The following is a 20,452-nucleotide window of genomic DNA, read 5'->3' as shown; positions in this document are numbered from 1 at the left end:
CCTTTCCTTATTATTTAAATAAGTTTTTGCTACCTATTTTTTTATTACTTTTCGGTAAAAATACTTGGTTAATCATCATCGTTATCGTTGTTCCTTTATTTAGTTCACTTTCAATCTGCAGTTCTGCCCCATAAAAATGTTGAAGCCGATAATTAATATTTTTTAACCCGACACTTCTATTACTCTCTTTTGCCATTACGGCTTTTAATTGTTCCTCGGACATTCCTACTCCATTATCTTCGACTTTGATCATATAACCATCCAGTTCTTTTCTTACGGTGAGCTTCACCCACCCACCTTCTGATTTCTTTTCAATGCCATGCTGAATCGCATTTTCAACAAGTGGCTGAATCATTAAAGGCGGCAAGGAAAAATCAAGATAAGGTTCCACATCTATCTCCACTTGAATTCTTTCTTGAAATCGAGTCTTTTCTATTTGTACGTAAGATGTGACGATGGACATTTCTCTTTCAAAAGACGTGAGGTTGGATGTATTGTAAAAATCAAAACTTCCCCTTAAATAACTGGCAAAGTGACCAATTGTTTCACGCGATTTTTCTACATCTATATAGCTTAAAGCCATTATAGAATTTAAAACATTATATAAAAAGTGCGGTTTTATTTGTGATTGCAAAAAAGCTGTTTCTAACTTAATCGCTTGGCTTGTGGCATCTTTCATCATAATTAAACTTTGTATCCTTGCTTCAAATTCCGAATAATTAAACGGCTTTTGCAGAACATCATTTGCACCGACTTGAAAAGCAAAATGTTTATCAGAATCAATAAGCGCTGCCGTCACTATCAACACCGGCAGCTCTATTAAGCTATACATTTCACGGATTTTCATACATACTTCATCACCTGTCATTCCTGGCATCATTAAATCTAAAATAACTAAATCAATATGTGGATTAGCTGCAATTTCTTGTAATGCCTCTTCTCCGTTCTTCACCGCAATTACGTTGTATGGAATAGATTCAATCATATCGATCAGAATCTTTAAATTTTCTATATTGTCATCGACGATAAGAATTGTTGGTGCATTTTTATCGACTAAACGATAAGGTGTATTTATCAAAATAGGAGGGCTTTTTGTTGCTGGCACTGCCTCGCTTGCTTGAAGCGAAATAATCGGTACATTCATTTCGGCGATTGGTAATGTAAAGTGAAAAGCAGATCCCTCTCCTACTACCGACTCTACCCATATTTCTCCTCCCTGCAACTCCACTAGTTGCTTCACAATGCTTAACCCTAATCCTGCACCGTCCTGTCCTTTTGATTCTTGTTGTTGAAAAGCATGAAAAATAGTTTCAAATTCTGATTGTGGAATGCCAATCCCTGTATCCTCTACTGTTATCTTCATTATGTCGTTCTCTTGCGCAGCTGAAATCGTAACGCTTCCTTGATCAGTATATTTAATGGCATTCTCTAATAGATTATTTACTATTTGTCTCAATCGATTTTCATCAACTAACACATTAGGTAAATTAGTTGGAACTTGATTGACGATTTGCAACTGTTTTTTCTCTGCCATCAAGGCAAGTATCGCAATTTCAACAGTAACAATTGGACGAACATCTGTTGGCATTGGATTGACTTGAAGCATCCCTTGTTTCATTTTAGATAAATCGAGTATATCTTTCACAAGATCGGCTAATCGAAAGGTTATTTGCGTAATCAGTGTAACTTTCTCTCGCTGCTTACTCGAAAGTATTTTCCCTTGATCTTTCAGTATCGTTTGACATATATTAATGATTCCGTTTAACGGTGTTTTAAATTCATGTGATGTTTTCGCAATGAACTCATCCTTCAATTGATCGATTTTTAGTAATTTCTTTGATAAGGACTCAATTTCAATAAAAGCATTCGAAAAATGTAGCGACATCAGTAAAGAAATCATTAGCAAAAATACGATAGATGTTAGCGAAAAAAAGGATAATATAGGAACAGAACCATATCCATTAATCGTCGTTGTAATGATATATATGCCCATAGACAATACACCAATGATGAGATACATACTCCCCTCCATTTTATTCATCACAGCTAATGTTAAAATATATGTTGCATAAATTAAAGCGGAGAGAGCCATGATAGAATGAGAAATGACCAAGTTTTTGGATACATGCCCAATCCATAATAAATCAAGTATTAATAGTAATCCCCCGAGGGTTACGAAAAGGATAACAATCCATTTTAACACTAACGATTTATAGGCAGAGAAAAGATAAAGAACAAATGTCACACTCGTCAGTACAGTAGAAAAGCCTTGAAGCCAAATCAGCACAAAATAAGACATATTAGGAAATATCATATAAATAACTCTATCTCCGGTGGCTGTGGATATATTGATTGCTAGCATAAGACAAAATACGGAAAAATATAATAAATGAATATCTCTTTTTCTTTGTCGATAATAACCAAAAAAGTATAATCCCATCATAAAAAAAGCCGTAATCATCAACCAATCATTCACAATAGAAAGATCTCTCAATCTCGATATTTGCTTCTGCTCTCCAAAATAGATCGGCTTCACGATTCCTGCGCTTGGTTTAAAATGAAAATTAGCAAACTGAACGATAATTTCATTTTTTCCTTTTTCTATTGGAAAATAGCTAACATACGGTTTATTTTGCGGCTCATAGCTTTTGTAATCTGATGGAACACCGCTGCTCCCAATCAACTTACCATTTACATAAATACTGTTTGACATATGAATAGAAGTTACTTTAATTCCAAAGATTTGGTCTTTTTCATTGGTGTGAATCACTAATCGATAAGTTCCTTTTTTTACCCCTGTTTCTTTATTTGTAAAACGAATGTTCATCAAATTACTTGGGGTCTTTATGTACATTGGTTTACTTCCTTGATATGCGTGAATTTCCTCTGGAGATAATAGTTTATTCTTATAAAATTCCCATTCTCCGTTTAATGGGACATTCCCACCGTATATAAAATCCCAATTTTCTAAGTTGATAACTCCATTATTCGCTATTGGCGCCTTCGTTTCAAATTTATTGTTTATAAATTCAATCAGAAAAAAAAGAACTGTATAGCAAACTAAAACGGCAAATATTGCAACTATTTTCTTCATTCATTTCACTCCTGGTAATCGATCAATATACAATAACTATTTTTATATTTTACCAGTTTATCACCAGGAGTTAACGACAATAATTTAACTTCAAAAAATAAATATAACAATTATTACATAATGAAAAGAGATAGCACCAGCTATCACTTCATTGTTATATATCCGTATTTCATATTCTTAGTTTGCGGGTGGATTTCCGCTGATAATTCTGTTTGCTTCATCATCTGTCAGCTCATAATTTAGGAAGTTTTTATAAAAATACTTTGTTTCTTTTACCATATCCAAATCCGCAAATTTGTCTGGATTTAATAGCTTTGCAGCCCACTGAATTTGCAGCGCTACTTCTGCACCGTAACGATCCCACAAAAATGCTCCATCAGGGTTTTGAAATACTTTCCCTTGTTTTACTGCATTTACTTTTGGCCAATCAGGATCTTTTTCAAAAGTTTGTTTCAAATTTTTAGCATTTGCACCTAAAATAATGACATCTGGATTCCATTGTAAGATTTGTTCCATAGTTACTTCTTTCATATTGCCATCAATGTCGGCAGCGGCATTTACTCCTCCAGCGGCATTGACCCAAGCATCAATAATCGTATTGCTTCCGTCTACAAGTATAAGCTTCCCATTATTAAAATGTAATACTTTTAACTTTTGATCTGATGGAATCTGAGAAGTAACATCCTTTACCATTTTAATTTTATCATCTAAATAGGCATTAAATTTCTCCGCCTTTTGTTCTGCATCTTTTCCCAAAATCTCTCCTGTTAATTGAAAGCAATTTTTCAATCCTGCAAAATCAGTAAAATTTAATTGTACAGTTGGGATTCCTAGGCTAGATATTTTTTCAGCGTTTTTATCCGTTGAGGATGTAAAAAAGATATCTGGACTTGTTGTTAGCATTTCCTCTATATTTGCTTCTGCATTTGCTTTAAAAACTGTTTTAGCATTGTTCAATTGAGGAGTTACTTTATATAACCAAGGGCGACTTTCCTTTGTATGAACAGTAGACACAATTTTATTTCCAGCCCCTAACATAGAAAGCACCTCATTATGTGCAGGCCAAGCATCCGCTATCTTTTCAATGTTTGTTGGCACTTCCACTTCTTTACCATTTGCATCTTTAATGGTGATTTTTTCAGGTTTATCTTCTTGAGGAGATTTTTGGCTAGTTGTAGAGCTTTGATTGCTGCAACCAGCCAATACGGCAATACTTATTAATATAAATACACTTTTTTTCAAATAATTCATCCATTTATTCAATTGTGAATACCCCCATTTTTTTAAAATGACTGTTTTCGTATAGATTGTTACTTTTAAACGCGCAGCCTGAATACACTTCGCTTTCCGTGGGCGAGCGCCAAGCCTCCTCGTCGCATACGCTCTACTTAAGTCTCGTCTTTCTCGCATTCCCACAGGAGTCTACGTGTATTCAGTCTGCTGAGTACTTCTTCTCTCATTATTTTACGTAAAAAACAACTAACTTTGAGAAAACAGCCTTTACAATTAATTTAACAATGGAACAACGGTTTTGATTGTTTCCTCTTCTTCTGTTTCCTTCATCATAATTCCCACATTGATTCCATACGCAGATTTTAAATTTTCTTCTGTTACAACATCATCTACTTTGCCAATAATAAATTCCCTGTTTTTCTGTAATAATGCAGCTTTTGTAGAACAAAGAAAAGCATGGTCAGGAAAATGGGTTGTCATAATGACAGCTAATCCTTGCTCAGAAAGCCGTTTAATTTGTTGAAGCACTCTGATTTGATTGCCAAAATCCAAATTTGATGTAGGCTCGTCCATGATAAGAATGCCTGGCTGCTGCGTTAAAGCTCTCGCAATAAGAACTAGTTGCCTTTCACCTCCGCTAATTTTCGAGTAGATCTTATTTCGCAAGAAGGAAATTTGCAATGCTTCTATCATTTCTTCCGCAATTTCTACATCAGATGAAGAAGGGGAGGAAAATGGACCTAGATGAGCAGTTCTCCCCATCGTCACTACATCAAGAACAGTGAACGGAAATGGGACATTATGAGCTTGAGGTACGTACCCTACCGCTTGAGCTAAGCGTTTTCTGGACCAATTCTTTATATTTTCACCATCTAATAAAATCTCTCCACTTTGTAATTTTAAAAATCCAAGAATTGTTTTAAAAAACGTCGTTTTCCCAACTCCATTCGGACCGAGCAAGCTCAATATTTCTCCTGATTTAATCTGTAAAGAAATATCTTTTATAACTGGATGCTTTCCATAACCACAAGCCGCTTTGTTAATTTCTAATATCATAATATCTTCTTCTTTCCATTTATCAGTATAAGAATAAAAAAAGGAGCACCTATGATGGATGTCACGATTCCAAGAGGTATTTCCATAGAAAATAAGCTTCGAGCGATATTATCAACCAGTAATAAAAAGGAACTTCCAATAAGCAGACAGGCTGGCAACAGCACTTTGTAATTAGGACCAACAATTAATCTTGTTAAATGAGGTATGATAAGTCCTATCCAGCCAATAATTCCACTAATGGAGACAGCAGCTGCAGTAATAAGTGTGGAGCAAGTAATGATAATGATTCGAATCAATGTTGTATTAATCCCCAGTGATTTTGCTTCCTCTTCTCCAAAAGAGAGTATGTTTAGTTTCCATCTCAAAAGCAATAAAGGAACAACCCCAATAAAAATGGGAATCGATACAAATAGCAGGTCTTTATTCGTAATCGATCCAAGCCCGCCCATTAGCCAAAATGTGACTGCTGGGAGTTTACTATAAGGATCCGCTACGTATTTAATAATCGAAATAAAAGATGAAAAAAGGGTAGAAACAACCATACCGGTAATGACTAGAATAAGCACTTCGTTTTCTTTGCTGTCAACAAAGTGACTAAGCAAATATGTTAGTGCCACTGCACCTAATCCAAATAGAAAAGATGATAATTGTATTCCTATCGTATGAAAGGAATACAAGATACCAATTGCAGCACCAAAACCAGCACCGGCAGATGCACCTAAAATATCCGGCGACACCATTGGATTTCTAAATAATCCTTGATAGGCCGATCCCGCCACTGCTAAAACAGCACCAACGATCATGGCTGCTACAATTCTTGGAAATCGGACATTAAATACTACTGTTTCAGTTATATCAGGCCAAGTCTGAGGAAGATGAAATAATTTAGCATAAAAAATATGAAGCAACTGATCTAATGGCACCGAATACCGCCCTACAATAAATGAACTAAAAAATACTATTATTGTTAATAATACAAGGATGCTCATAATAGTAAAATTGTTTCTGCTGCTGGATTTGTTCACTATATCACCTATTTTTTATTTTCAATATTCATCAATCTTACAGTAGTGTTGCATGTCATTTTTTTATCAGTTAATCACTTCTTCATATAGATGATATTTACTTTATACTGCTTTTAACTACATCCCACTCCTTCCTTCCAACATTTAATATATCCCCCCTTTAAAAGCATGAAAAAGATGATTTAATGATAAGTAATGATAACTGTATATGAATAATATGTATTTTATTCCAGAAGTGTCATTCCATCTAGATATTTGTCGGAAAATTCAAATAAATGTCATAATGACAACGCTTATATGATAAAATCTCATTATCATTGCTTGTTTTTTTAACATCATGTGTCTAAAATGATGTGATTTTTAAATTTGAAAAAAATAATGTTAGAATGATACAACAAAATCAACTTTTCAAGTTTTCTGTAAATAAAAAAAACACTCATGAACATTGATTTAACAACATTCATAAGTGCCTCTTTATTTTTCTTATCTTTACATTCCACTATTTTATGATTTGCTCTCCATCATAAGTGGCAATTGTTTTATATAAATCAGGGCGTCTGTCTCTAAAAATTCCCCACTCAATACGCTGAATTTCTAATTGATCCAAATCAAACTCCGCAACGATGACATCTTCGTTATCACGGCTTGATTCAACTACTTTGTTCCCTTGAGGGCCAGCGATAAAGGAGGAGCCGTAGAAAGTAATGCTAGAATCTTCATCTTCTTCAACCCCAATACGATTGGACGCAACAACCGGAACTAGATTAGCTGCAGCATGTCCAAGCATACAAGTTTGCCAGTGGTCTTTTGAATCGATGTCTCCATCCTGTGGTTCCGATCCAATTGCAGTAGGATAGAAAATGATTTCTGCTCCCATTAATGCCATGCATCTAGCTGCTTCAGGATACCACTGATCCCAGCATACCCCTATCCCAATTTTCCCATAACGTGTATTCCAAACTTTAAATCCAGTGTCCCCTGGGTTAAAGTAAAACTTTTCTTCATAACCAGGACCGTCTGGAATATGACTTTTGCGATATAATCCAAGCACCTCTCCAGTTGCATCAATAACAGCTAAAGAATTGTAGCGTGCATTATTTTTCTTTTCATAGAAGCTAATTGGCAACACTACTTGAAGCTCCTTAGCAATTTGTCGAAAATGATTGACAGCTTTATTTTGCTCTAATTCTGTTGCATACACATAATAATCCGCTTTTTCTTTTTGACAAAAATATGGTGTTTCAAAAAGTTCTTGAAGCAGGATGATTTGTGCTCCCTTCTCTGCTGCTTGTCTAACAAGGGACTCTGCTTTGCGAATATTTTCTTCTATATTATTGGAACAGCTCATTTGTGTCGCTGCTACTTTTACGTTTCTCATCATTTATCCCCTCATTTTCCAACTATATTTTTACCATCTGTTGGGTCGTGCAGTGAACATTGCCGCCCTCTTTTATGATGGACATGCCATTAATTTTGCGAATTTTTCTTTCAGGATAAACAGAAGCTAATACTTGTTCAGCCATTTGATCCGCTTCTTCCGCATTGCCTCCAAAGACAGGAAGAATAATTCCTCCGTTTACAAAATAGAAGTTTAAATAGCTTAATGTCAGTCTGCTGCCGTCAAACTCAGCCATTGGCGGCTGCCCGATCGAAATAATCTCCAGCTTTCTTCCTTTTGCATCTGTCGTATTTCTTAATATTTCAAGATTTTCTTGCGTAATCACATAGTTTTCATCATTCGGATCATCACAAACTTGAATTAACACTTTTCCAGGCGCTGCAAAGCAAGCGATATTATCGACATGGCCATCCGTTTCATCACCACTTAAACCACGTTTTAACCATATCACTTTTTCAATATTTAAGTATTGCTTTAAATAGTCCTCAATTTCACTTTTGGACATTTCTTTATTACGGTTCGGATTTAATAAACATTCCTCTGTTGTGATAACCGTTCCTTCCCCATCTACATGGATGGAGCCGCCTTCCATTACAAGCGGTGCATCAAAACGTTTCACACCATAATGATCGAGGATGCTTGGCGCCACTTGATCATCTAAATCCCAAGGAGCATACTTTCCTCCCCAAGCATTAAATTTCCAATTAACCCCCGCAATATGTCCTTCCTCATTAGTCAAAAAAGTAGGACCATTATCACGAATCCACGCATCATTATGGGCAATTGCCAGCAATTCAACATTCTCTTCAGAAAAATAATTTTTTACCTGTTCCACATCATCAGGATTTACTACTACTGTGACAGGTTCAAATTCTGCAATCGCTTTTACAAGCTCAACATAATATTCCTTGACTACCTGTTCGTAATCCTCAGGGAAACACATAGAATCTTGCACAGGCCATGCAACAAAAGTACGCTCATGCTCCGTCCATTCTGCCGGCATTTTATAATGTAAATTTTTTGGAACCATCTATATACCTCTTTATTATTTTATATTTAGTATTAAGCATTGTAGCAACAGTTAAAAAGATCAATCTGAAATCATTATCACATAATTAGGACGGGAAATTCAATAGAATTATTTTGTTTGTGGGGGAGGGGATAATAGGGATTATGGGATCACGAAATTTATAGGAATAGATTTGAACTCCTTTTTTTAATCCGAACAATGAAAACAACAAAGATAGAATCAATCTTAAGAATACGTGGCTGTCTCTTCATTTAAGCAATAAGCTTTAATATACGTTCCATTAATTTCTTTTACCAATATTATTCTCTTCGTAAAATATACGAATGTGGTCGTTCAATCTAAAGTTTTCACCGCATTCTGGGCATCTTATTTTATTATCGTACATTGTTATTCCTCCTTTCTTACTATAAGGAGATTTTTTGTATTGAGTCGATTTACCTGTTTGCTCACAAAATCTACTTTTTTTAAAAAACATTAGTAGATTTTCATCTTTTCTATGTTAGAATGTATTCTGCATTTTGAAAATTATAGAAATAAAGGGGAAAGTTATGAAAAAGTTAAATTTATTTCAAAAAATTTCTTGTTTAACGGTAGTAGCATTAATCGCTACTTCTCTATCTACTTTAACAAGCTTTGCTAATCCTTCTATCGAAGAAACACAAGAACCGGTTTCTTCAATAGCAGATGTTTTAGCAACTGAAGAAGTGCAAGGAATTACAACAGATGTTGAACTAGATAAAGAAGTACTATCTAAAGATTTTGACCTGGCGGAAGCAGTTGAAAATGTATCCATTCAGGAAATGAATAAGGAAGAAAAAAAGCAATTTAATAACGTAGTAGAAGAGCAAGTAACCTTATTAGGATTAGAGGGAGAAGAAAAAGAAGCATATCAAGATGCACTAATTAGTTTCTTTGATGAAAATTCTGATACATATAATAACCTAGGTTCAGCACAAGAAGAACTAGAAACTGAACTAGAAGAAATTCCCGGCGATAATTCTACCAATCAAGTTTCCTTTTTAAATGATGCTCTAACACAAACTGTTGGTGTCAACACTGCTTCAGCTTCTATTAAAGGAGATATAAAAATTGGAGTAAATTTTGCCGGTTCAGTATTAAATGTAGCTATTGGTGTTGCCGTAGGTGGTGGAGTTGGGGCAATCCAATCATTTATTATTAACAAAGGAAAAAAAGAAGCTCAAAGAATCTTCACTAAAACAGTTACAAGCAGATTAAAAGCTTGGGGAGCCGACAAACTGGCTTGGGCAGTTGGAGCTGCAGTTGCGATCGCTTTGGATTACACCGATGTTGGTACTATGATTGCAAAACAGATTGACAAAAGAGACAAAAAACCTAACAATGGATGGATAAACATATATTAAATTGATCATATTAAGTGTGGTGAATATTTTGAAAAAGACTTTAAAATATTTAACGGTATTTGCATGGGCAGTACTATTTTTATATTTTTACAATATTTTAATGCCGAAAAATCTCTGGTATTTTATTATAGGAATTCCTTCCCTTGCAATTAGTTCATATGCTATTAATAAATTGTTTGAACTTAAAACACAAAAAACTAATGTTTAATGAAGTAAACCCTTCTTAATAACAGAAGGGTTTCTTTCAGTTATTATGCGTACGGTCGCTGGTTTCTTTTGAGGTTAACGAATTACGTGAAGAAGATGCAGAAAGAACAACCGAAATATAGGCTAGTTAATGTGTAAAATTTGTGTAAAAAAATTTAAAAACCTATCTTTTTCAGCCTTTTTCTCGAAAAACAAAAAATACTCGTAAACATTGATATATCAACATTCACGAGTATTTAGTACTGGTTCTATCTTGTGTAAAAAGAACCTTATGACGTCCCAGGAGAGATTCGAACTCCCGACCGACGGCTTAGAAGGCCGTTGCTCTATCCAGCTGAGCTACTGGGACATGATTTTATTTTTTATTTATTCCTCACGAGGACAATATTTATTATATGTGTTATCTATATTAAAGTCAACAGTTTTTAAAAACTTTTTCCTAACAAAGAAATTTTTTCTTTCCTTGTTAGGAAAATAGTGAAAACCTTTAAGATAATGGGAATGTTGACGTTAATTCTGTTAGCTTCCCTTTGTTAAAATCATATACTTCTGTTGTATATTGATTTTTTTCGATCGTTAAAATGACATATGTTTTTTCTGTTCTTCCTCTTGGCAATCTTAAGCTTCCTGGATTAATAAAAAGAATATCATCGATCATTTCCATCCCTAAAAAATGCGAATGTCCAAAACAAGCAATATGGGCGCCCAATTCCTTCGCACGATAAGAAAGGCTGGTAATGGAAGATTTTACTCCGTAAAGATGGCCGTGCGTTACAAAAATCTTCACACCGTCTTTTTCTTTCACGAGCTCATTTGGATACTTTTCTTCATAATCACAGTTTCCCCGAACGGTTGCATAGCCATTCATTGCTTTTTCATTTGCCGGAAGTTCAGAATCTCCACAATGGAGGAACAAATCTACTTCCTCTTTATGTCTTATTTTTAACTCGCCTAATTCGTCTACTAATCCATGACTGTCGCTAACAATGAGAACCTTCATTCTACTCCCCCTATAAAACAGAATGTAATTGTTCTTTTAATTTCTGTAACGCGTTTGCTCGGTGGCTTATAGTATTTTTCTTTTCTGGAGGAAATTCAGCCATTGCTTTTTCTTCTTCCACTACATAAAAAATTGGATCATAGCCAAAGCCGAATTCTCCTTGTTTTTCTTCTAATATAATCCCTTCACAAGTTCCCGTAAAGGTTAACGTCTCCTTTGTTGGGTTTGCTACAGCTAGCGTACAGCAAAAACGTGCGGTTCTTTTGTCTGTTGGCACTCCTTCTAGTTCAGCGAGCACTTTATCCATATTCGCTTGATCATCTTTTTGTTCACCTGCATATCTCGCAGAATATACCCCAGGTTCCCCATTTAGTGCATCTACTATTAATCCTGAATCATCGGAAATAACAACTTTTCCTATGAGCTTAGAAACTGTTTCTGCTTTTAAAATCGCATTTTCTTCAAAAGTAGTTCCTGTTTCCTCAACCTCAGGTACTTCTGGATAATCGAGCAATGTTTTCACCGCGTAGCCAAGGGGTGCAAACATTTGCACAAATTCTTTAGCTTTGCCTTCATTTTTAGTAGCAATAATAATTTCTTTCATTTTTTTCTCCTATATGTATTAGTATAGTCAATCTTATTCCAACAGCTTTACATAATTATACTACCTTTAAATTGAAAGTGGTTTCTTGAAGTTGGACAAATTAGCTCAACATTTCATATAAAGTGAAGACACATCTTATTTTTTTCAAAAAGAAGAGGGCAGCATCATTTGCATACCCTTTTCCGTTTCTATTTATTATAGCAAAAATTCTTTTTTAATAACTACCTGTGTTCACTTTTTGCGGACGAGATACAGGTTCTGATATATTTTTGCCTTCTTCATTTTGCAAATCTGCTTTACCATTTACTTCAACAGTAACACTTTCAATTCCTTCTTGCTCTGTTAATGATAATACTAATGAATTTAGAACATCATCTGAAACCGTTTTTTCCTCGTCATTAAAGCTATTATAAATGGAATCATTAAAGTTTAACGTTACTTTGCCATCTTCAACAGTCGGTTTATTAAGCAAGGCAACATCTGTCGCCATTCCAGATACTAATGGAGAATTTTGCCCAGGACCATTCACCAGTTCCTCTACTGCTGCTGTGATATTATTGTCTTCTGTATTGCTCACACGTTTTGTTACAGGCACATAATAGTATGCCGACGCCTCACCGCCAATATAATAAACAGTTAATGGCTTTGTATTCGTAATATCGGTTATATCATTAGTATCTATATTAATTCCTATCGAGCGTGTTAAAGGACCTTGAATTGGTGTACCATCCACCGGCATTTCCGTTAATTCTTTTCCATTAATTTGCAGCTTCACCGAATCAACGGAATCAAATTGTGTTAACGTCCATGTGATAGATTGTAAAATTTTCGCTTCTTCTTCTTTTTTATATTCTTTAAACTCTTTGGAAAAATCAACAGTAGCCACTTTGTCTTTTATATTGACGCTTACTTTTGTATCTTGTGGAATAACTGCCTGAAAACCATTTGGAAGCAAATCCGTTACCGGTCCATTCTTCACTAAATATTGTAAGCTTTCTGTTGCGATGCTTTTAGTTTTTGGCAAGTTGACTGTTTGCGGTACAACATAGCCATCTTTATCTAGTAAATACAATTCAGTGGCAATAGAATTTTCAGCTGGTGCTTTGGCGTTTGTTTCTTTAGCAGTAGTATTACCACTTTCCTTCGCTGCATTATCACTATATGTAATCTTCTTCGGCGGATCGTCATTCACTTTATTGTCCCCACCAAATAAACTACATCCAGAAAGCATCATTGTGGAAATAACTACGGCTGAAACGATGACTGTTTTTTTATGCTTAGACATCATTCATCACTCCTAAGACGGTTTGTACTAATATATATACGAGTCATTTTATAAATTAGACCGTTTAGGCGTGAAAAATTTCTTTTTTACTAAATAGAATTCAAAAAAAATAAATAGGCTTGTCTCTATTAAAGTAGAACTAAGCCTAAACCTATTATTTTACAAAATTTGTGTTTCCTTATCTTCAACAAAAGCCCCAGTTATTTAAAAACTGTAAAATTTTATGAAACGAATTTATACTTTGAAACGTAAATAAATCAATGAATGGAAAGGAGAAACGTACATGTTAAAGTTGTTTTTTATTGTTGGTATTATTGGAATGATTATTTCTGGCATTTTTATTGGAGCTTGGACGGATGGACAACAACAAAGAGCTAATTTTTATACTGAAACAAAAGACGATAGGAATTTCAGGACAAAAGTAGCAATGATTTCTGGTTTAGTTGGATTAATTTCTTTAGGGGTTGCTGGATTAATTTACTTTCTATAGACAAAAATAAACCATTAAAGAGGTCCTTTACTTCTTACAAAAACAACATTATTAGCCAAATAAAAAACGAAGCATTTGCTTCGTTATGTCAGTTTAACCGTTTCTACTGTTTGAATCTTCTGTTTAAGCCAGTTGGATGCAATCCTCGCAAATATGTCTTTTGAGCCTGTCGTGAAAAAAAGATGGGTTGGTTTATTCGTATAAGAAGCGAGCTGATTATTATGGGAAAGAATCGTACTTACTTCCCTTGCCGTCTCTGCACCAGAACTAATTACTTTAACAGAAGTTCCCATTTCCTTGCGAATCACCTTTTCAAGCAAAGGATAATGGGTACAACCTAAAATAAGTGTATCAATTTCCGTATCTTTTAATGGCTTTAATGTCTCTGCTACAATTTTTTTAGCAACAGCACCACCGTATTCTCCACTTTCCACTAATGGTACAAACTTAGGACAGGCAAGGCTTTCCGTTTTCACCCGATAATTAATTTGCTTTAACGCTTTTTCATATGCTTTGCTTTTTACAGTTCCAATCGTGCCTATCATACCGATATTATTATTTTTTGTCACTTTTATCGCCGTGCGGGCTCCTGGAATAATGACGCCAATAACCGGTATCGGCAACTGCTCTTTTATTTCTTCTAATGCGACTGCAGTTGCCGTATTGCAAGCGATGACAAGCATCTTTATATTTCTTTGCAATAAAAATCTGGTCATTTCCCAAGTAAATGTTTTTACTTCTTCTCCCGTTCTTGGGCCATAAGGACATCTCGCCGTATCGCCTAAATAAATAATGTTTTCATATGGGAGTTGGCGCATAATTTCTTTGGCTACTGTCAGCCCGCCGACTCCCGAATCTATAACCCCAATTGCTCTTTCCAAAAAAACCGCCTCATTTTTCTCGCATTTCTTGATGTAATCGCATAAACGTATCCTTTAATTGTTCAACTTCCTTAAACGAATAATCGCCCAATACTTCTTCCAAGTATTGTTGTCGTTTTTTGATCACTTCATCAATTAATCTTTTTCCTTCATCTAATAAATGTATTCGGACAACTCTTCGGTCATTCGGATCTTTCACACGCTGCACAAGGACATTTTTCTCCATTCGATCGACTAAATCAGTTGTCGTACTAAAAGCAAGATACATTTTATTAGAAAGCTCGCCGATTGTCATATCTCCATCTTCAAACAGCCACTGCAATGCAACAAATTGTGGCGGAGTAATCGTATAATTACTTAAAATTTCCCGACCTTTTTGCTTAATAATCCCTGATATGTACCTCATATCTTTTTCAACCGTTGCAATAATATCAATATACTCTTTTGAGTTTTTTTCTTCTACATTCATCTATTACATCTCCTAATATCTATCCAGTTAAAATTTCACGATGTTTCCTACATTATTTCCTTTATGCCCAATTAATACAATTATAATCTACAAATCCTTGTACGTAAATTGATAACAGAAAGGAAAGGATTGTTATTTATAGATGAAGTTATGCTCTTTATTGACACTTATTTTATTTCTGTATTTGCAACTATATCTACTTTCACATGTTTTTTCGCCAACTTCGGCAACGTAAGAAGATAATACCCTCCAACTACTACCAATAAAATACCGATTGCAAAATAAATCGTATCCACCTTGACTAAGGCCGGGAAAATAACTGCAATGATTCCGAGTGAAACAGAATGGGATAGCATCATTAATGGATCAATCCACCCTGAAACCCTTCCCATAAATGTAGGTTCAACTAATTGTGTCATCCATCCTGACAGTGCCACATTTACTGGTGCTAAAATAATTCCTATAATCACTACGATGATAAAATAAAGCCAAGCCTTTTCAAACGTCCCCAGCAAAAGTGTAAAAACACCACTCAAAAAGACGCCACTAATCACAACAGAATGAACTTTAAACTTTTTAATAAGTTGATTGGCAATTGCACTCCCAAGCAAAAAACCAATTCCTAAAAATATCGAAAACAAGGAAGCATACTGCTCATAATGACTAGGCGCCAATTTGTATTTCATCGTAAAAAGCGGGAGAACAGCAAAGCAGCCATTAATCAAGCCAAACACTAAAAAGCCGGAAACAATCGATTTTAATAATTTGAAATGAAGTATATAGGTTAGCCCTTCTTTAAAATCGTTTTTAACAGTAGAAATATTCATTTCTTTTACATTAGTTTTCCCATTTGGAAGTCTTGCCTCAAGAGGAATAGCGCAGCTGCTGATTAATATGGCAGAAACAACAAAGCTGATTCCATCAATGATCACCGTTCCAATCATTCCTATATAGTGATAAGAAATTGCCCCAATCCCCATGCCGAATAACATAAACAATCCGAGCACTGTTTGATTAAGCCCAGACGCCTGCATATACTGTTCTTTATCAAGAACTCCTTGTAATATGGACATTTCTGCTGGCGCAAAAAATTTAGATACAGCACTGCGAATGAATAAAATGACAAAAGCAAGCCACAAAACATTGAAGTACAGCGTTACTAATAATAGAACTGTTAAGCCTGCTCGAATCCAGTCAGAGTATACCGTTATTTTCTTTCTGTCTAATCGATCGGCAGCAACACCAACGAAAAAGAATACAACTAAAATTGGCAGTGAGTACATTAATTCGGCAATAGTCGCATAAAATGGCTGTTTGCTGAAATGGTCTAATAAATAAAATGCAAATGCAACGTTGCCAATCGTCGTTCCAAGCTGGGAGGCAAAGGAGGCTAAAAATAATTTTGTAAATAGCTTATTTTTAAAAATGGCCATTATAAATCCCCTTCCAAATCATGAACTTGTAGAACCTTTTTTAATATCGACTTAAAAAGAATTAGCTGTTCCTTCACACGAACATTTTTACAACCGGCTGATTTTGTGTGAAGCAAAAGGCCGTCGAAATAGGAAGTGATCATTTTCATAATTACTTCTAGATCAACTTCCGGTTTAAACTCCCCGTTTGCGACTCCCTTTTGTAAATAGTAAAATAAAGATTCATGCTTTTTTTCAAAATGACTATCAAGAAACGAACGACGATCCGACAGCCTCCATCCACTGAGAAAATATTCATACACAGCGATGATTAGATCATCAGAAGCATCGTTCAACTGCGCTTCCATTATGTCGAAAATCTTATTCACCCCTGCCCAAACGGAATGCTCACTCGTAAACAAGGTTTTGAACAGTGTATCTTGTTCTTTTTGATTCGTAACAAGGATTGCCTGCATCATGTCTTCTTTGCTTGAAAAATAAAGATACACCCACCCCCGGCTCATCCCTGTTTCCTCGACAATATCTTGCATAGTAGAAGCTTCGTATCCTTTGCGTTTAAACACTTCAATAGCAGCATGAATAATTTGCATGCGCCGTTTCTCTTTTTCCTCTTCAGAAATTTTCGGTGACAAAGTAAATCCCTCCAAATATAAGAAAAGCGGAAGCGCCTTGATCAGCCCTGAAGAAAAATGTTCATTTGACTCAAAAAGTGCTTTTTACTTTTAGAGGCAAAGGGTTATTTTTCACAAGGGGTAGGCGCTGTAGCTAGACATCTATCTAACTTTAAAACTTTTACACTTTCTTCTCTTGAATTAAAATGACACAACTGTCACTTTTATTATAGTGACAGTTGTGTCATTTTTACAATGGTTTTTTGGGAATTTTTTAAAATAAATTACCATATTTTTCATAACAAACATGTTATAATCATTTCTGTACATACTTAAAAAAGGAGTGCTACTAATGAATCTTTACTTGCTAACTACTACAAGAACACAAAACTTCGATCAAAATTATGTCCAACCACATTATGATTTTTTAGACAAACTTAAAGAAAATAATCAATTAGAAGCTTTTGGACCTTTTAGTGACAGTACTGGCGGTGCCTACGTCATTAAATGTGACTCACTAGATGAAGCGGTTAAAATCAGCGAATCAGACCCGCTAATTAAAAGTGGTTCTTCTACTGTAGACGTGAAAGAATGGATGGTAAAAAATTAAGATGAGGAAGAGGTTCTCTTCTTCATCTTAATTTTTTGTCTTATAAGAACAAGTTTTCAATTTATTTAAACAACATTAAGGTAAATAATAACGTTGATTTTAAAGACCTTTATTCATGAATGTCTTTTTGAGGTTACCAGACAGATAGCCTAGTTCTTGTATCGTTTTCATCGGTAATATATTCAACATCTTCAAATCCATATTTTTTTGCATTGTTGTATAGCAATTTGATTACTTCCTTATTTTTACAATAAATAGTAACATTACAGCAATCCACAACTAATAGAACAAGTTTACACTTGCTTACAATAAATTCTTCATATGTCTCAATTTTAGAAAATTCACCTTTTGGAAATGCTTGTAAGTCAGCGAAAATAATATAATATTTATTGTTTTCTAATAAATTTTTGAGTTCTGCACCTTCTATTACTTTTTTATCTACGGGGAAAAGCTCTTTATCTAATCCATCATCAACTACTGTATATGACTCACCGTTACCAATTCTCCAACTGAATGCAGTGGTGTCAATCGGCTTTAGTACTTCTCCAAGAAATGTTCCGTATTCATTTGGAATTTCAAAGCTAATCCCTCTCTTCATAAATCGCAACTCCCTAAGATTAATATAAGGGTTAATCCATTCCATTTAAATTACTTTAAAAACTCATAAAACTAACTTAAAAAAAACCCTCCATATGTAAAAAGAAGATGATCCAACATAAGATTCTGAATCCCACAACAATATTGTATGGAACACTCCTCTTTTTGAATCATCTTCCTTGTTTAAAGTTCTAGTTCTCCCATTCTAAGGAGCTCTACAACAGCCTGTGAACGCCCCTTAACGCCCAGCTTTTGCATAGCATTTGAAATATGGTTTCGAACTGTTTTTTCGCTAATGAATAAATCACTTGCTATTTCTTTCGTTGTTTTGTCTTGTACTAACAGCTCAAACACTTCTCTTTCTCTTTTTGTTAATAATGGCTTGTGAGTAAATTCGTTCTCCTTCAAATAGTATAACCCTCCTTGCCTACGCCAGCTATGAACTTTGGGATGGGTATTATCATAGTCTGAATATCTTATGTAGGGAGAAGCCTTGGAGTGACTACATTTTGGGGAATTTGGACGACTTTTTTCTTTTATTGTGGTTTGGATTGGATATATTCTTTCTGCAGGAGATTGAATATTGAATAATTTTCTTATATTTTTCTGAAATACGCTGAACTACTTTTAACAAATTCAACTACAAAAGTGAAAAGAACCATGTAGATAAGATAATAATTATTGTCGCCAAATCAAGTCTAATGAAGAATTGGCGATTAGATGCATTCTCTAATTGTTTCCTCATAGTAAATTAGCTACAAACATCACATCTACATTAACAAGCAAAAGAACCTCATAACATAAAGTTGCTTTAAAACCCTTTGCTTGAATTATCACCTCTATTTCAGAATAAGAACTTACAAAATACCTATCCCCGCCTTTTCTACTTATTTGAACTAACACATAATTCTTGTTAATTTGGATTTTTATCATCAATTAAAACAAATTCGAATCAACTCCCAAAGTCAACCTAATCTTAATAAAATTTAGAAAATTTTCTAATTACTATTCACAATATTGTCACATTTTCTATATTATGTTACCATTTTACATAATTGTTATTTAACATTTTCATAGGAAGAAGGTGACAATTACTGGATAAAAATATACTCCTAATAAATTATATAAAAGGATGTTAAGTACATAATGAGAAGATTTTCCACTCCATTTTTATTAATAGTTTTTATTGCTGTTTTCACTTCTTGTACACAAAAAAATTCTGAAATAGTTTTAAATAGTAAAGACTGTGAAAGAAATTGGGCTGTTTGTAATGTACTAGAATCCAAAAAGATAAAAATGCCCGATAAAGCAAATATTAAAATTGCCATACTAGATAGTGGAATTAACCGTAACCATGAAGCTATTAAAGCACAGGTAAAAAAAACTTATAACGCTACCAATGGGCAAAAGAAAACTTATGATTCTTTTGGACACGGTACTGCGATTGCAGGGATTATTGCAGCAAAACCGAACAAAGAAAATGTCATCGGTATTTTCCCTTCTGCGCATTTATACGATGTACAAGTACTCGATAAAAATGGAAGTGGAAAAATTGAAGATGTTGTTAAAGGTATTAGATGGAGCATTGAACAAAAGGTAGACATTATTAATATAAGTTTTGGTTTTCAAAAAAACTCAGAAGTGTTAGAGAAAGCTATTAACGATGCTTTAGAAAAAGGAATAATTATAGTAGCAGCAGCTGGTAATACTTTTGGTTTGTATACTGATTATCCCGCAAAATATCCCGGCGTAATTTCAATTTCAGCAGTTGATAAAGAATTTAACCATTATTCATTAGCAGCAACTGGGAAAATAAACTTGGTAGCACCAGGAGTAGATATACCAATAATAGGAAGGATACGAGGAAAAAATATAGTAAGTGGGACATCTTTTGCTACTGCATATGCTACAGGAATAATAGCATTCAATCTTTCAAACGGTTCCCCCAAAACAAATATACTTTCTTCTAATCTATTAAAAATTAAAGAATTAGATAATAAAAAATATACAGGCAAGGGATTTTTATATATTCCCTAGAGGAGATGT

General features: G+C 34.5%; 19 protein-coding genes and 1 tRNA gene. 4 read left to right on the top strand and 16 right to left on the bottom strand.

The genetic code is table 11. The annotated features are described in order from the left end of the window. Positions 1–10: 10 nt before the first annotated feature. From ACTYA4_RS08545 to ACTYA4_RS08520, 6 genes are all read right to left on the bottom strand, one after another. Positions 11–3,094 carry a hybrid sensor histidine kinase/response regulator gene (locus tag ACTYA4_RS08545; RefSeq protein WP_443480690.1) on the bottom strand — a complete coding sequence of 1,028 codons (3,084 nt, stop codon included), beginning with the start codon at positions 3,092–3,094 and terminating at the stop codon, positions 11–13. A 177-nt stretch (positions 3,095–3,271) separates the two neighbouring features. Beyond that, positions 3,272–4,357 carry an ABC transporter substrate-binding protein gene (locus ACTYA4_RS08540; protein WP_443480689.1) on the bottom strand — a complete coding sequence of 362 codons (1,086 nt, stop codon included), beginning with the start codon at positions 4,355–4,357 and terminating at the stop codon, positions 3,272–3,274. 243 nt (positions 4,358–4,600) lie between these two features. Next, positions 4,601–5,383, bottom strand: coding sequence for an ABC transporter ATP-binding protein (locus ACTYA4_RS08535; protein ID WP_443480688.1), 783 nt, complete (start codon positions 5,381–5,383; stop codon positions 4,601–4,603). Then, positions 5,380–6,408 carry a FecCD family ABC transporter permease gene (locus ACTYA4_RS08530; RefSeq protein ID WP_443480687.1) on the bottom strand — a complete coding sequence of 343 codons (1,029 nt, stop codon included), beginning with the start codon at positions 6,406–6,408 and terminating at the stop codon, positions 5,380–5,382. The genes ACTYA4_RS08535 and ACTYA4_RS08530 overlap by 4 nt, the downstream gene beginning before the upstream one ends. A gap of 499 nt (positions 6,409–6,907) precedes the next feature. After that, complete coding sequence (aguB, locus tag ACTYA4_RS08525; RefSeq protein ID WP_443480805.1) at positions 6,908–7,786, bottom strand: N-carbamoylputrescine amidase; 879 nt, start codon at positions 7,784–7,786, stop codon at positions 6,908–6,910. A gap of 22 nt (positions 7,787–7,808) precedes the next feature. After that, positions 7,809–8,837, bottom strand: a complete 1,029-nt coding sequence (locus tag ACTYA4_RS08520; RefSeq protein ID WP_443480686.1) for an agmatine deiminase family protein — start codon at positions 8,835–8,837, stop codon at positions 7,809–7,811. Between the two features lie 548 nt (positions 8,838–9,385). Between ACTYA4_RS08520 and ACTYA4_RS08515 the strand changes: the two genes are divergently transcribed. Then, on the top strand, positions 9,386–10,219 hold the full coding sequence (locus ACTYA4_RS08515; protein WP_443480685.1) for a hypothetical protein: 834 nt from the start codon (positions 9,386–9,388) through the stop codon (positions 10,217–10,219). Positions 10,220–10,701: 482 nt separating this feature from the next. Here ACTYA4_RS08515 and ACTYA4_RS08510 read toward each other — a convergent pair. From ACTYA4_RS08510 to ACTYA4_RS08495, 4 genes are all read right to left on the bottom strand, one after another. Beyond that, positions 10,702–10,775, bottom strand: a tRNA-Arg gene (locus ACTYA4_RS08510). 138 nt (positions 10,776–10,913) lie between these two features. Then, a complete protein-coding gene (locus ACTYA4_RS08505) occupies positions 10,914–11,426 on the bottom strand; it encodes a metallophosphoesterase family protein (RefSeq protein ID WP_443480684.1) in 513 nt (170 codons plus the stop codon). A 10-nt stretch (positions 11,427–11,436) separates the two neighbouring features. After that, a complete protein-coding gene (locus ACTYA4_RS08500) occupies positions 11,437–12,030 on the bottom strand; it encodes an XTP/dITP diphosphatase (RefSeq protein ID WP_443480683.1) in 594 nt (197 codons plus the stop codon). 214 nt (positions 12,031–12,244) lie between these two features. After that, complete coding sequence (locus tag ACTYA4_RS08495) at positions 12,245–13,315, bottom strand: GerMN domain-containing protein (RefSeq protein ID WP_443480682.1); 1,071 nt, start codon at positions 13,313–13,315, stop codon at positions 12,245–12,247. A gap of 283 nt (positions 13,316–13,598) precedes the next feature. Here ACTYA4_RS08495 and ACTYA4_RS08490 point away from each other — a divergent pair, with 283 nt between their 5' ends. Beyond that, positions 13,599–13,805 carry a DUF5316 family protein gene (locus tag ACTYA4_RS08490; protein ID WP_443480681.1) on the top strand — a complete coding sequence of 69 codons (207 nt, stop codon included), beginning with the start codon at positions 13,599–13,601 and terminating at the stop codon, positions 13,803–13,805. A gap of 83 nt (positions 13,806–13,888) precedes the next feature. Here ACTYA4_RS08490 and racE read toward each other — a convergent pair whose 3' ends face one another. The 4 genes from racE to ACTYA4_RS08470 all read right to left on the bottom strand — a co-directional run bounded on the left by racE (position 13,889) and on the right by ACTYA4_RS08470 (position 17,220). Beyond that, entirely contained in the window at positions 13,889–14,686 is a 798-nt protein-coding gene (gene racE, locus ACTYA4_RS08485) for a glutamate racemase (RefSeq protein ID WP_443480680.1), read from the bottom strand. Positions 14,687–14,696: 10 nt separating this feature from the next. Continuing rightward, positions 14,697–15,155 (bottom strand): MarR family winged helix-turn-helix transcriptional regulator, encoded by a 459-nt coding sequence (locus ACTYA4_RS08480; protein ID WP_443480679.1) that lies wholly within the window; start codon positions 15,153–15,155, stop codon positions 14,697–14,699. Between the two features lie 167 nt (positions 15,156–15,322). Beyond that, on the bottom strand, positions 15,323–16,588 hold the full coding sequence (locus ACTYA4_RS08475) for an MFS transporter (protein WP_443480678.1): 1,266 nt from the start codon (positions 16,586–16,588) through the stop codon (positions 15,323–15,325). After that, complete coding sequence (locus ACTYA4_RS08470) at positions 16,588–17,220, bottom strand: TetR/AcrR family transcriptional regulator (RefSeq protein ID WP_443480677.1); 633 nt, start codon at positions 17,218–17,220, stop codon at positions 16,588–16,590. Before ACTYA4_RS08470 ends, ACTYA4_RS08475 begins: the two co-directional genes overlap by 1 nt. Positions 17,221–17,551: 331 nt before the next feature. Between ACTYA4_RS08470 and ACTYA4_RS08465 the strand changes: the two genes are divergently transcribed. Then, positions 17,552–17,809: a YciI family protein gene (locus tag ACTYA4_RS08465; protein ID WP_443480676.1), complete on the top strand. Its 258-nt coding sequence runs from the start codon at positions 17,552–17,554 to the stop codon at positions 17,807–17,809. Positions 17,810–17,942: 133 nt separating this feature from the next. Here ACTYA4_RS08465 and ACTYA4_RS08460 read toward each other — a convergent pair whose 3' ends face one another. Next, positions 17,943–18,407 (bottom strand): DUF2691 family protein, encoded by a 465-nt coding sequence (locus ACTYA4_RS08460; RefSeq protein ID WP_443480675.1) that lies wholly within the window; start codon positions 18,405–18,407, stop codon positions 17,943–17,945. Between the two features lie 182 nt (positions 18,408–18,589). After that, a complete protein-coding gene (gerE, locus tag ACTYA4_RS08455) occupies positions 18,590–18,814 on the bottom strand; it encodes a spore germination transcription factor GerE (protein ID WP_016201768.1) in 225 nt (74 codons plus the stop codon). 738 nt (positions 18,815–19,552) lie between these two features. On the opposite strand from gerE, the gene ACTYA4_RS08450 reads away from it, so the two are divergent. Then, positions 19,553–20,443 (top strand): S8 family serine peptidase, encoded by an 891-nt coding sequence (locus ACTYA4_RS08450; protein WP_443480674.1) that lies wholly within the window; start codon positions 19,553–19,555, stop codon positions 20,441–20,443. The last annotated feature ends 9 nt before the right edge of the window (positions 20,444–20,452 follow it).

It is taken from the genome of Niallia yueguangensis (assembly GCF_052663115.1).
This window is presented reverse-complemented; position numbering and strand designations above follow the sequence as displayed.